Source organism: Aeromonas sp. JL9 (assembly GCF_024436075.1).
GTDB classification, from domain to species: domain Bacteria; phylum Pseudomonadota; class Gammaproteobacteria; order Enterobacterales; family Aeromonadaceae; genus Aeromonas; species Aeromonas veronii.
Genome location: NZ_JANFNV010000002.1, coordinates 51,110 through 64,185, shown reverse-complemented (window position 1 = coordinate 64,185; position 13,076 = coordinate 51,110). Strand labels below are relative to the sequence as shown.

The window sequence follows — 13,076 nt, the reverse complement described above, 5'->3', positions numbered from 1 at the left end:
TGTTTTGTGCAGATAACCACCAATTCGGCAGAGATAAATGATGATTTTCATCACAAAAATGGCCGGTGCGTCCGTACATCTATTGGTATCATTACTTTAATTTCAACAACAACGCAACAAGCAGCATTTATCACTATTTCAAAAACGATCACGAGCCCCGAATGAGTAGTGAATATTTATGTGAAATGGATGATAAACGGCAGCATATGCCGATGAATGAAAATTAAGCAGATATAAATCGGGGGATGCCAGAACGGTCATCCCCCGGAAGATGGCTCTCAACCGAGCCAGAATGCCAGTAATTGCATACAAAACAGGGCGAACAGGCCGGCGATCAGATCGTCCAGCATGATGCCCAGGCCACCGTGGATCCGGCGATCAAACCAGGAGATGGGCCAAGGCTTGAGCACGTCAAACAACCGGAACAGCGCGAAGCCCGCCACCACCCACTCCCAACCGGCTGGCGCTGCGATCATGGTGACGCCAAAACCGATCACCTCGTCCCAGACGATGGCGCCGTGATCCGGCATACCGATGGCATCGGTCGCGCTCTGGCAGATACGAATACCGACCACAAAACCCACCACCAGCAAGGCGATAAACCAATAGGTCGGCAGACCGCTCACCAGCAGATAGAGCGGAATCGCCGCCAGGGTGCCCATGGTGCCCGGCGCCTTGGGGCTGAGACCGGAACCAAACCCCACCGCCAAAAAATGAAGCGGATTTTTCAGATCCAGTCGTGTCAGCTCGGGCTTTATCCTGAACAAACTCATGCGAAGTGATCCCACCCTTTCAGTTGCAACTCGACCGCTTGGTCGCCACGCAGGTAGTCGATGCCCGGCTCGCCCGCCACGATGCGGCCGATGCGGCTGAACTTGACCCCGCTGTGGGCCAGCGCCGTATCGAGCGCGCCGCGGTGCTCCTCCGGTACGGTGAAGCAGAGCTCGTAGTCATCACCACCGGCCAGCGCCAGTTGCCACGCCTCCTGCTCGCTCACCGCATCCTGCAGCACCGGCGAGAGCGGCAGCCTATCGAGATCGATCTGGGCCCGCACACCGGACGCCTTGAGGATATGGCCGAGATCCGATGCCAGACCGTCGGAGAGATCCAGCGCACTACCCGCCAGCCCGCGCAGCGCCTGACCGGCCAGAATGCGGGGATGGGGGTGGTCGAGCCGTGGCAGCACGGCGGCCAGCTGGTTCTCGTTGAGGGTACGTTTGCCCAGCAGGTGGGAAAGCGCCAGCGCGGCATCTCCCAGAGTGCCTGTCACATAGATGCCGTCACCGGCTTTGGCACCGCTGCGCATCAGAGCGCGCCCGGCAGGCACCGATCCCTTCACCGAGATGGTGATGGAGAGCGGCCCGCGGGTCATGTCTCCGCCCACCAGCGCCACATTGTAGTACTCGGCCAGCTCCAGAAACCCTTCGGCAAAACCGGCGACCCAACCTTCGTTGATGGCAGGCAGGGTCAGCGCCAGCGAGACCCAGCGCGGCTCGGCCCCCATGGCGGCGAGATCGGAGAGATTGACCGCCAGCGCCTTGTAGCCGAGATCCACCGGATCCATGTCGGGAAAGAAGTGTACGCCGCTCACCAGAGTGTCGGTGCTCACCGCCAGCTGGGTATCGGGGGGCAGGGTCAGCAGGGCACAGTCATCTCCAGGGCCCATCACCACGTCCTTGCGGGCGTGGGGAACCTTGAAGTACTTATCAATCAGCTCAAATTCACCCATACAGTAAAAAGCCAGCAATAAGCTGGCTCCTCTCTTAGATGCTGACGGACAGCAGGATCAACGCTTGTTCAGCGACTTGATCACCTTGTCCAGTACACCGTTGACAAACTTGTGGCTGTCATCGGCAGCAAAAGCTTTGGCCAGCTCGATCGCTTCGTTGATGACCACGCGCGGCGGAACATCATCACGACGAGTCAGCTCGTAGGTCGCCAGACGCAGGATCGCCTTGTCCACCATGTCCACTTCTTCCAGCGGACGGGAGAGGAAAGGTGCAAACACCTTGTCCAGCTCGCTGCAGTGGAGGGCTACCCCGAACAGCAGATCGCGGAAATAGTTCAGGTCTACACCCTTGGTGTCCTGATCGATCTTGAACTGCTCTTCGATGTCACCCACGTTAGCCTTGGTCATCTGCCACTGGTAGATGGCCTGGGTGGCGCAATGGCGGGCTTTACGGCGCTCAGACGGTTTCAATGTACTTCTCCTCGTTACACGTCCAGTTCTTTCAGGACGTTGATCATTTCGAGCGCTGCCAGTGCAGCCTCTGCACCCTTGTTACCCGCCTTGGTACCTGCACGCTCGATGGCTTGTTCAATGTTTTCAGTGGTCAGCACACCGAAGGCAACGGGAATTTCATATTCCATCATTACCTGGGCCATGCCCTTGCTGTTCTCGTTTGCCACCAGGTCGAAGTGGTAGGTGCCGCCACGGATGACAGTACCGACCGCCACGATGGCGTCGTATTGACCACTCTTGGCCAGCTTCTTGATGACCAATGGCATTTCAACCGCGCCCGGCACTTTTACCAGTGTCAGGTTGCTGTCCTGCACTTGACCTTGACGCTTCAGTACGTCCACCGCGCCGTTCACCAGACTGTCGTTGATGAAGCTGTTGAAACGGGCAACAACAATAGCAACGCGCGCCTCAGGAGCGGCGATATTTCCTTCGATAACCTTCATTGGAAATCCTGTATCTGTGCAATCAAAAGGGCCGGAGTCAAAAGTGCGCACATTCTAGCACAACAGACCCACGACAAAAACCATGGCCGCAATAGACGGCCATGATCGCGATTTAACCAGTCCGGCGCGCTTACTCGCCGGTGAATTCCACGACTTCCAGATCGAAACAGCTCGGAAGGGGATGGTACTTCTCTGGTAGAACGTTACTCGCCGATGTACTCAACCACTTCCAGACCGAAACCACCGAGGGCATGGTACTTCTTCGGCGAGCTCAAAAGGCGCATCTTGCTCACGCCGAGCGCCTTGAGGATCTGGGAACCCACACCCACCCGGCGCGAGGTGCCCTGCCACTTGGCCCCTTCCGGTGCCAGTCCCTTGTCGGCGGCTTCAAAACCCTTGACCCGGGCCAGCAGCTCGGCGCCGTGGGATTCCGCCCCCAAAATCACCAGCACCCCGCCTTCGTCGGCGATGCGGGCCATGGATTTGGGCAGCGGCCAGCTGCGGGCGGCGTGGCGGTCGGTCAGCAGCAGATCGCTCAGCACGTCGTGCAGATGGACGCGAACCAGGGTCGGCTGATCGGCCTGCACCTCACCCTTTTTCAGGGCGAAGTGAACCTGATTGTCGATGGTATCGCGGAAGGTGATGAGGTCGAACTCGCCAAACTCGGTCGGCAACTTGCACTCGGCCACCTTCTCGACCGTGGTCTCGTGCTGGTTGCGGTACTCGATAAGGTCGGCGATGGTGCCAAGCTTGATGCCGTGCTCCTCGGCGAAGATCTCCAAGTCAGGGCGGCGCGCCATGGTGCCATCTTCGTTGAGGATCTCGACGATAACAGCTGCTGGCTCGAAACCGGCCAGACGGGCCAGATCGCAGCCAGCTTCGGTGTGACCGGCGCGGGTCAGTACACCGCCATCCTGCGCCATCAGCGGGAAAATGTGGCCCGGCTGCACCAGATCGGCCGCCTTGGCATTGGGCGCCACAGCCGCCTGCACGGTCACCGCGCGATCGGCGGCTGAGATACCCGTGGTCACCCCTTCCGCCGCCTCGATGGAGACGGTAAAAGCGGTGGAGAACTGGGCATTGTTGCGATCCACCATCAGCGGCAGCGCCAATTGCTTGCAGCGATCCCGGGTCAATGTCAGGCAGATGAGGCCACGGCCGTAGCGGGCCATGAAGTTGATATCCTCCGGACGGACGCAGGAAGCGGCCATGATGAGGTCTCCTTCGTTCTCCCTGTCTTCGTCATCCATCAGGATCACCATCTTGCCAGCCTTGATATCGGCAATGATTTCCTGGGTTGTGCTCAGCGCCATGGGCTACTCCATCAGTGTGCTTGGGGGTTGAGCCCGCAGGCTCAACGCAAATGCGAGTGTATGTTGCTCTAGATTGGGGCTAGCGGCTCCATTTCAATCAGAGCGGGATCACAGAAAATCGTTTTGGTGGGCCGATATAGCGCACACCGTCAGAGAAAACCGGCCTTGGCCAGGGTCTCCATGGTCAGGGTCGAGGCGCTGCTCTCCTGACTTTTCCCCATCATCAGCCGCTCCAGATAGCGGGCGATCTGATCCACCTCGAGGTTGACCTTGTGGCCCGGCTTCCAGCTGGCGATGGTGGTCTCCTGGGCGGTGTGGGGCACGATCGTCAAGCGGAAAAGGTCGCCCTGCACCGCGTTGACGGTGAGGCTGATGCCATCCACCGCAATGGAGCCTTTCTCGGCGATATAGCGGGAGAGCTCGCCCGGCGCCTTGATCCAGTACTCGATGGCGCGGCCGCTGCTGGAGACGCTTTTCACCTCCCCTACCCCATCCACGTGGCCGGAGACCAGATGGCCGCCGAGGCGGGAGGTGGGCATCAGCGCCTTCTCGAGGTTGACCCGATCGCCCACTCTGGCGGCGGCAAAACCGGTACGGGAGAGGGTTTCCAGCGACACATCAGCGGTATAGCTCTTGTCGCCCAGCGCCACCACGGTGAGGCAGACGCCATTGGTGGCGATGGAGTCGCCCAGTTTGACGTCGCTAAAATCCAGACCTGGTGCGTGGACGGTGAGGGCCATGTCATCGCCCTGACGGCGCAGCTCGGCCAGGGTTCCCACCGCTTCGATAATTCCGGTAAACATGCAGATCACCTTGCTGATGACGGGGGCTGATTATGCCCCCCTGAACATTGATAAATCAGGCTATTTTGGCGGTAATGCGAATATCCGGCCCCACCATGCGCACATCCTTGATGGCGAGCTTGGGGGCCTGGAACAGCCGGGTCAGACCCGGCAGATGGAACAGGCCACGCCCCTCATCCCCCATCAGTTTGGGCGCCTGATAGAGCACCAGCTCATCCACCAGCCCCTTCTCCAGCAGGGCGCCGCACAGCCGTGGCCCCGCCTCGACCAGTACCGAGTTGACGTTCTGTTTGGCCAGCAGCATGAAGAGGCTGACCAGATCCAGCTTGCCATCCAGCAGCGGCAGCTCCAGCTGCTGCACCCACTCGGGCCACTCGCCGGACGCCTTGTGACGGGCCAGCAGTACCGGGCTCTCGCTCTGGAATAGCGGCAGATCCGGGGTGAGCCGGTTTTGCGAATCGATGATGACCCGCAGCGGCTGGCGCAGGGTCTCTTTGGGATAACTCGCCTTGACCGAAGGGGGCAGCTCGTCCCAGCGCACGGTCAGGGAGGCACCATCGGCCAGCACGGTTTCAGCGCTGGAGAGCACCGCATCGTGGCGGGCCCGCAGCCGTTGCACGTCACGGCGCGCATCGGGAGAGGTGATCCACTGGCTCTCGCCGCTCGCCATGGCGGTGCGGCCATCGAGACTGGCCCCCAGCTTGACGGTCACCCGCGGGAAGGCGGTCCGCATCCGCTTGAAAAAGCCCGGGTTGAGCGCTTCCGCTTCGCTCGCCAGCAGGCCGAAATCGGTCTTGATGCCCGCTTCGGATAGCATCCGCAGGCCACGCCCGCCCACCTGGGGATTGGGATCGACCATGGCAGCTACCACCCGGGCCACACCGGCGTTGATCAGCGCCTCGGCGCAGGGGGGAGTACGACCGTGGTGAGAGCAGGGTTCGAGGGTCACATAGGCGGTGGCGCCACGGGCGTTGTCACCGGCGGCGCGCAGGGCGTAAACCTCGGCATGGGGCTCGCCCGCCTTCTGATGCCACCCTTCGCCAACCACCACGCCATCTTTCACCAGCACGGCGCCGACGCAGGGATTGGGGGCCGTGGTGTAGCGGCCGCGGCGGGCCAGTTCGAGGGCCCGATTCATCCATTGGTAATCATCTTGACTAAACATTCGGGCTCCTTTGACAACACATCTCGACTTTACGCAGTATCGTAGGTTCGATTAGCGCAGCGTAATCGGACGCGGCAACATGGGTGAGCATGGAGGTTTACTTCTCCAGCTTGGCAATCTCTTCACCGAACTCGCGAATATCTTCGAGTCCTGAGGTAGAGAGGGCGAAGCGGATATCCACTTGCCCATCCGATACCATCATTTCTCCAATTTGGCGATCTCTTCACCGAACTCGCGAATATCTTCGAAGCTGCGATAGACGGAGGCAAAGCGGATATAGGCCACCTTGTCCAGACTCTTGAGCTCATCCATCACCAGATTGCCCACCAGCTCGGAGGCGACTTCGCGCTCACCGGTGGCACGCAGGCGGGATTTGATATGGTTGACCGCCTTTTCGATGGCCTCCATGCTCACCGGCCGCTTCTCCAGCGCCCGCAGGATGCCGGCGCGCAGCTTGTCTTCGTTGAACGGCTCGCGGGAGCCGTTGGACTTGATGACGCGGGGCATCACCAGCTCGGCCATCTCGAAGGTGGTAAAACGCTCGTGACAGAGCAGACACTCACGACGGCGGCGCACCTGATGGCCTTCTGCCACCAGACGGGAATCGATCACCTTGGTATCAACCGCACTACAGAATGGGCAATGCATCGGACCTCCGGCGTTAATGGAACAGGGACCGGCCCGGCGGGCCAGGATCTAGGTCGGCCAGTGTAGCACGGCCATCCAAAACCGGTAAAAGCCAGAAAAAACAATGCCACCCGAAGGTGGCATTGGTCTCAAACCGGATGGTCTGGCTTATTAGCCATAAACCGGGAAGCGGCGGCAGATATCCAGCACCTTCTCGCGTACGGTGGCCAGCACGGCATCGTTGTCGTGGTTGTCCAATACGTCGCAGATCCAGTGGGTCAGCTCGATGGACTCGGCTTCCTTGAAACCGCGGCGGGTGATGGCCGGGGTACCGATCCGCACACCGGAGGTGACGAACGGGGAGCGCGGGTCGTTGGGCACGGAGTTCTTGTTGACGGTGATGTTGGCTTTGCCCAGCGCAGCGTCAGCATCCTTACCGGTCAGCTCGCGACCGATCAGGTCAACCAGCATCAGGTGGTTGTCGGTACCGCCGGAGACGATCTTGTAACCGCGCTCGATAAAGGTAGCCGCCATCGCCTTGGCGTTTTTCACGACCTGGGCCTGATAGGTCTTGAACTCGGGCTCCAGCGCCTCTTTGAAGGCAACGGCTTTACCGGCGATGACATGCATCAGCGGGCCACCCTGACCACCCGGGAAGACGGCAGAGTTGAGCTTCTTGTAGAGCTCCTCGTCGTCAGCGGCGGAGAGAATAAGACCACCGCGCGGACCGGCCAGGGTCTTGTGAGTGGTGGAGGTGACCACGTGAGCGTGGGGAACCGGGTTCGGGTAGACGCCAGCGGCAATCAGACCAGCCACGTGAGCCATGTCGACGAACAGGTAGGCACCGACCTTGTCGGCGATTTCGCGCATGCGGGCCCAGTCAACGATGCCGGAGTAGGCAGAGAAGCCACCGATCATCATCTTCGGCTTGTGCTCGACAGCCTGACGTTCCATGTCGTCGTAGTCGATCTTGCCGGACTCATCGATACCGTAAGGCACGATGTTGTAGAGCTTGCCGGAGAAGTTGACCGGAGAGCCGTGGGTCAGGTGACCGCCGTGGGCCAGGTTCATGCCCAGTACGGTGTCGCCCGGCTGCAGCAGAGCCATGTAAACGGCGCTGTTGGCCTGGGAGCCGGAGTGCGGCTGCACGTTGGCGTAAGTGGCACCGAACAGCTCTTTGGCGCGCTCGATAGCCAGGGTTTCGACCACATCCACATACTCGCAACCACCGTAGTAACGCTTGGAGGGGTAACCTTCAGCGTACTTGTTGGTCAGCTGGGAGCCCTGGGCTTCCATGACACGGGGGCTGGTGTAGTTCTCAGACGCAATCAGCTCGATATGCTCTTCCTGACGACGGGTTTCGTCTGTGATGGCCTGCCACAATTGCGGATCATAATTGGCGATGGTCATGTCACGTTTCAACATCCGTTTCTCTCCTGAAAATCGTTTGCGCGTTAGGTGAAGTGGGCTCGGGCATTGTAACGTGAGCTGGATCAAAGAGACAGTCCAACCACCTAAAAAAATGTTGAATTTATGTTGTAAAAAACAAGATTCCCTCCCCGTTCAATACCCTGGCTGCTCCGCCAAACGGCACATTTTTCATCCCGCTGCAGGCGGGCAAAACCCGAAGGGGATCACAACGCTGTCTTGAACCATCTTGTAACATATTCATTCGAAACAAATTTAATGATGATGGAGCTGATTGCAGCCATGCATCCGAGGGGCTGCACCTAACCGGAGGAGTTCAAGATGGACCATCTGCTGACATTCGTGATCCTGGCTGTCTTTTTTCTGTTCTACTGGGTCTACTACACCAGCCAACGCAAACATCTCCCCACCACCTCGTGGGAGCAGCTCCCAACCAAAGCCGACTATCTGGCGGCCCACCCTGAATCAGTCGATGGCGACATCATCTTCTGTTATCACTGCGGCCACCACGAGTTGCTGGAGGTGGGCATGGTGCACCTGACCGATTTTCGCCGGGAATGGGTCTGTGCCAAGTGCAAGCAGGTACTGTTTCGCGAAATAGAATAACGGCGCAGGGGCTGGCCACCCCCTCTGAACGTTGTACATCGCCAGCAGGGATCAGAACGGCGCATCCCTGTTGGCCACCAACCACTGCTGCAACCCGTTCACCGCCGCGTCAAATTGCGCCCCGATTGTCGCAGGCTCCCCGCCTCCCGCCTCAAGAGCCGCACAGTGGCTGGCAAATTCGGTCAACCCCAGCGCCAGCGCACTCCCCCTGAGCTTGTGCGCTAGCTGACGTTGCTCACTCCCCTCACCCTGAGCCAACTTATCTACCAACACCCGCCCTTGCGACTCAAACAGCGCGACCAGCTGGCGGATCCGCGCCATGCCGAGCAGGGGCAGATCGGCATCCAGCACCGGATTGGTCCACTCGGGCTGGTTAGTTGGGGGCACAGCTGCTGATAATTGCACCCGCGGCTCAATAGCCGCGCCCTCTTGCCGAAATAGTTGATCGATGGCATTGGCCAGCACCGCCAGCCGCACCGGCTTGCCGACAAAATCGACAAACCCGGCGGCAAGGCAGTGGCGGATATCCTCCGGATACATCTGGGCCGAGATGGCGATGGCAGGCAGCGACCGCTCATGCATCTCCTCGCTAATGGCGGCCAGATCCTCGCGCAGGCTCATGCCGTCCATATCGGGCAGATTGATATCGAGCAACGCCAGCTCGAAGGGGCGCTCGGTCACCAGCGCCAGCGCGCTGCGACCATCCTCCGCCAGGGTGACGCGATGGCCGAGGCGGGTCAGCATGCCGTGCGCCACCAGCCGGTTGATCTCGTTATCCTCCACCAGCAGGATGTCACGGGACTGGCCAAGATGCAGCGGTTGCGCCTCGGCGGGCAATTGAGCACTCGAGCGTTGCAAGGGCAGGCTGAAGCTGAATTCACACCCCTTGCCCGGCTCGCTGACAAGGTTCAGCTCGCCTCCCATGGCGGCCACCAGCTTGCGGCTGATCGCCAGTCCCAGCCCGGTGCCGCCCTGATGGCCTATATCACGCTTGCGCTGGCGAAACGCCTCGAACACCGCCTCCTGCTCATCGGCCGGAATGCCGGGGCCGGTATCGCGCACCACGAAGCGGATGCAGGGCTCGGCGCAAGGGCCTTGGCAGGCAAGAGGCGCCACCGTCAGGGTAATCTGGCCACGGGCGGTAAACTTGACCGCATTGCCGAGCAAGTTACCGAGTACCTGGCGCAGCTTGCCCAGATCCCCCTCGACCACAGGCGCCAGCCCGGGCGCATATTCCAGCGACAGGGTGACCCCCTTGGCCGCTGCCTTTGGCCGAAACAACGCGCTGAGCTCATCCACCAGCAGGAACAGGGGGAAGGGCTCGCGGCGCGCCTCCACATGGCCCGCCTCTATCTTGGAGTAGTCGAGAATGTCGTTGAGGATCTCCAGCAGGGATTCTCCACTGTGCTCGATGGCGGCCAGATAGCGCTGCTGGATATCGCTCAGGTGGGTATCTTCCAGCAGCGTCAGGCCCCCGAGAATGCCGTTCATGGGGGTGCGGATCTCGTGACTCATGGTGGCGAGAAACACCGACTTGGCCCGGTTGGCCTGCTCGGCCTCGGCGCGGGCCTGTCGCTGCTTCTCCACCTCCTCATTGAGCCGCTCGTTGGCGTGGCTGAGCTGGCCGGTGCGCTCCTCGACCCGCGACTCCAGCTCGCGCTGATAACGGCCCAGCTCCACCGCATTGTCACGAAACACCTGCAGGGCCCGCCCCAACTCCGCCAGCTCATCGCGCCCGGTACTGGCGATCGGCTCAAGGGGGGCCAGATCCCCGCGTGCCAATCGGCTCATCCCCGCCACCGCCCGTTGCAGCGGCCAGACGATCCGGCCGTAGACCATGCGCCACATCAACAGCATCAGTAGTAGCAGGGTGAGCAAGCCAATGCCCATCAACGCCTGCTCCAGCAGCCTGAGGCGCTGACTTAGCGCCTGCTGGCTCTGCCCCAGCGAATCGCGGGCACGGCTGACCAGCTCTCCGACCTGCTGGTTGAGGCTGCTCATCAGGGCCTCATTGGCATTGGCCAGCACCCTCAGCGCCTCCCCCTTGCCGAGCCAGTCGCTGCGCAGTTGCACCAGCTTGTCGCTCTGCGCCAGCACAGTCAGCGCCTGCTCCACCGCCTGACGGCGAGCCGGATCGGTCACAGCCCCGGCCCGCAGTTGCAAGATGGCCAGCTCCCGCTGCCCCTCTTGCAATAGCGTTTGCAACTGTTCCTGCTGTTCGCTGCGCCACATCTCCTCGATGCGCTGCTGCTGCATCAGGGTGCGATGACGCAGCTCGGTCATCTGCTCCAGCCAGTCGAGATCCTGCTCCAGCAGGCGGTCCAGCGTCCGGGTCGCCTGCCTCCCTTGCTGTTGATAGAGGGAGCCCAACCCTGCCACCATCACGGTTTCGGCGTTCTCCATTTGGCTGCGCGCCAGCTCGGCGATCTGCCCGGCTGCCGCCACCAGACGGGCACGCTGCGCTTCACCCTGCGTCATCAGGGTCAACCGCTCTCCCACCAGCCAGCCCTGCTGGCCCAGATTGCCGATGATGCTCTGACTGAGCTGATCGAGGCTTGTTGAACCCTGCCCACGGCCGAGTTGCGCCAGCACCTGTTGCAGTTGTTGCCCCTGCAGGGTGAGCAAGCGTCCCTGATGTTCCCGCTCCTGCTCGCTGGTTGCGGTGGCCAGCAGCCGCGACGCACTCTGGATCTCGCCGCTGAGGCGAGAGAGCGTGCGGGCCAGCTCCTGATCGGCCAGAGTCTGCTGCACCCCTTGCTCCAGCTGGCGCAGATGGCTAAGCCCCACCCAACCCAGCAGGGAGGCACTCAGGGTCAACAACGCCATCAGGGAGAAGGCCAGCAGCAACTTGCCACCCAGGCCGGAAAAGATTCTCACGGGAAGTCCCTTGGTTGTGGTCGGCTTTGACCGGATAATATGGCCCAACACTTTAACAAAACCCCTGGCCATGCGAAGCGTCTATCTCTCCCCGTTGTTGCTCATGTGGTTGCTCACGCTGCCTCGCGCCGCCCTCGCCTTTGCAGTCGATATCTGGCCCGGCGGCGAATTCAGCGGCCAGCCGCTGCGCCAGCAGTGGCAGGAACCCGCCGCTGCAACCAAATCGCTAACCCTCTGTGCCCTCTACCCCCATCTGCGCGACGCCTACTGGCTTTCGGTCAATCAGGGCATGGTGAACGAGGCGAAGCGGCTGGGAGTCAAGTTGCAGATCCACGAAGCAGGGGGTTACGGTGCCCTCGCCGAGCAGCGCCAGCAGTTGCAGCGCTGCCTGCAGGAAGGGAGCGACGCCATCTTGCTCGGCGCGGTGAGCTATCAGGGCTTGCGCGAGGCCATCAAGGCCACGCCGCTGCCGGTCTTTGGTCTGGTCAACGATCTGCCCAGCGGTCTGGTGCAGGCCAAGGTGGGGGTCTCCTGGTACCAGATGGGCTGGCAAATCGGCCACTGGCTGGCGCAGCGCCACCCCGCCGGCAGCAAGCCGGTCTCGGTCGCCCTCTTCCCCGGCCCGCAGGCAAGCGGCGGCAACAACTTCGTCGAGCCGGGCTTTGCCGACGCCATCAAGGGGAGCGCCATCAAGCTGGTCACCACCGAGCGCGGCGACAACAGCCGGGAAATCCAGCGCACCCTGGTGCAGCAGACGCTAGCCCGCTATCCCGACCTCGACTATCTGGTGGGAGGCGCCATCGCCGCCGAAGTGGCCGTCAACGAACTGTCACAGCGCCATCTCGACAGGCCCCGGGTGCTGAGCACCTACTTCAGCCACGGGGTACAGCGGGGCCTGCGCCGGGGCAAGATCCTCGCCGCCAACAGCGATCAGATGCGGCTGCAGGGGCGCCTTGCGGTCGCTCAGGCGGTCTGCCTGCTGCAACACCCTGATGCCAGTGCCGAGCAGTGCCCTCGGGTGATGGGGCCACCCATTCTGACGCTATCTGCACCACTGGCCGACCCCGCCGATTCCCTCTCGGATGGCGCTTTTCGCCCCGTCTATCGGGTCGAATAGCCGTTCCAAATCCGATCAGCACACTCAAGGAGAAGAGATGAAAGAGTTACATGCCAGCTGCCTGTGCGGCGCCGTCGCCCTGACCCTGCCGGATCAGTTCGACTATATGGGGAACTGCCACTGCAGCGAATGTCGCAAGTTTTCAGGGGGAGATTATGCCTCGGTCGGCGGACTGGATGGCAACAAGGTCACCATAGTGAAGGGGGAAGAGGCCATCGGCCGCTACCGGAAATCGGCAGAGACCACCCTAGCCTTCTGCCGTCACTGCGGCTCCAGCCTGTTCAGCCAGAAGAGCAGCAGCGGCAAGATCAATCTGCGGTTGGGGGTACTGGACGACGTGCCGAGCCAGCGACCCGCGTTTCACATCTTTGTCGGCTCCAAGGCGCCCTGGCACCAGATTGGCGATGACTGCCCGCAATTTGATACCCGCCCGCCAGTCTGATACCCGGTCAAAC

13 protein-coding genes are annotated in these 13,076 nt (G+C 61.3%); 3 read left to right on the top strand and 10 right to left on the bottom strand.

Going from position 1 to position 13,076, the window contains the following annotated elements; all coding sequences use genetic code 11:
• Positions 1-278: 278 nt before the first annotated feature.
• The 9 genes from NOM06_RS02220 to glyA form a co-directional block, all read right to left on the bottom strand.
• Entirely contained in the window at positions 279-773 is a 495-nt protein-coding gene (locus NOM06_RS02220) for a phosphatidylglycerophosphatase A (RefSeq protein WP_076493814.1), read from the bottom strand.
• Positions 770-1,729 (bottom strand): thiamine-phosphate kinase, encoded by a 960-nt coding sequence (gene thiL, locus NOM06_RS02215; protein ID WP_255909543.1) that lies wholly within the window; start codon positions 1,727-1,729, stop codon positions 770-772. Before thiL ends, NOM06_RS02220 begins: the two co-directional genes overlap by 4 nt.
• Positions 1,730-1,786: 57 nt before the next feature.
• Positions 1,787-2,200 carry a transcription antitermination factor NusB gene (nusB, locus tag NOM06_RS02210; RefSeq protein ID WP_005343514.1) on the bottom strand — a complete coding sequence of 138 codons (414 nt, stop codon included), beginning with the start codon at positions 2,198-2,200 and terminating at the stop codon, positions 1,787-1,789.
• Between the two features lie 14 nt (positions 2,201-2,214).
• Positions 2,215-2,685, bottom strand: coding sequence for a 6,7-dimethyl-8-ribityllumazine synthase (gene ribE / locus NOM06_RS02205; RefSeq protein ID WP_005338866.1), 471 nt, complete (start codon positions 2,683-2,685; stop codon positions 2,215-2,217).
• Positions 2,686-2,888: 203 nt separating this feature from the next.
• Entirely contained in the window at positions 2,889-3,998 is a 1,110-nt protein-coding gene (ribBA, locus tag NOM06_RS02200; protein WP_047438138.1) for a bifunctional 3,4-dihydroxy-2-butanone-4-phosphate synthase/GTP cyclohydrolase II, read from the bottom strand.
• Between the two features lie 149 nt (positions 3,999-4,147).
• Positions 4,148-4,801 (bottom strand): riboflavin synthase, encoded by a 654-nt coding sequence (locus NOM06_RS02195; protein WP_005349507.1) that lies wholly within the window; start codon positions 4,799-4,801, stop codon positions 4,148-4,150.
• 55 nt (positions 4,802-4,856) lie between these two features.
• Positions 4,857-5,966, bottom strand: a complete 1,110-nt coding sequence (gene ribD / locus NOM06_RS02190; protein ID WP_255909541.1) for a bifunctional diaminohydroxyphosphoribosylaminopyrimidine deaminase/5-amino-6-(5-phosphoribosylamino)uracil reductase RibD — start codon at positions 5,964-5,966, stop codon at positions 4,857-4,859.
• Positions 5,967-6,164: 198 nt separating this feature from the next.
• The gene (gene nrdR, locus NOM06_RS02185; protein ID WP_005338880.1) at positions 6,165-6,614 is read right to left on the bottom strand and encodes a transcriptional regulator NrdR; all 450 of its coding nucleotides are present in this window, start codon (positions 6,612-6,614) and stop codon (positions 6,165-6,167) included.
• 150 nt (positions 6,615-6,764) lie between these two features.
• A complete protein-coding gene (glyA, locus tag NOM06_RS02180) occupies positions 6,765-8,018 on the bottom strand; it encodes a serine hydroxymethyltransferase (RefSeq protein WP_005338884.1) in 1,254 nt (417 codons plus the stop codon).
• Between the two features lie 324 nt (positions 8,019-8,342).
• Between glyA and NOM06_RS02175 the strand changes: the two genes are divergently transcribed.
• On the top strand, positions 8,343-8,627 hold the full coding sequence (locus tag NOM06_RS02175) for a hypothetical protein (protein ID WP_042060069.1): 285 nt from the start codon (positions 8,343-8,345) through the stop codon (positions 8,625-8,627).
• Between the two features lie 51 nt (positions 8,628-8,678).
• On the opposite strand, the gene torS is transcribed toward NOM06_RS02175, so the two are convergent.
• Positions 8,679-11,504: a TMAO reductase system sensor histidine kinase/response regulator TorS gene (torS, locus tag NOM06_RS02170; protein WP_255909538.1), complete on the bottom strand. Its 2,826-nt coding sequence runs from the start codon at positions 11,502-11,504 to the stop codon at positions 8,679-8,681.
• A gap of 70 nt (positions 11,505-11,574) precedes the next feature.
• On the opposite strand from torS, the gene torT reads away from it, so the two are divergent.
• Entirely contained in the window at positions 11,575-12,621 is a 1,047-nt protein-coding gene (gene torT, locus NOM06_RS02165; RefSeq protein ID WP_255909536.1) for a TMAO reductase system periplasmic protein TorT, read from the top strand.
• Positions 12,622-12,658: 37 nt separating this feature from the next.
• On the top strand, positions 12,659-13,063 hold the full coding sequence (locus NOM06_RS02160) for a GFA family protein (protein ID WP_005338893.1): 405 nt from the start codon (positions 12,659-12,661) through the stop codon (positions 13,061-13,063).
• Positions 13,064-13,076: the final 13 nt, after the last annotated feature.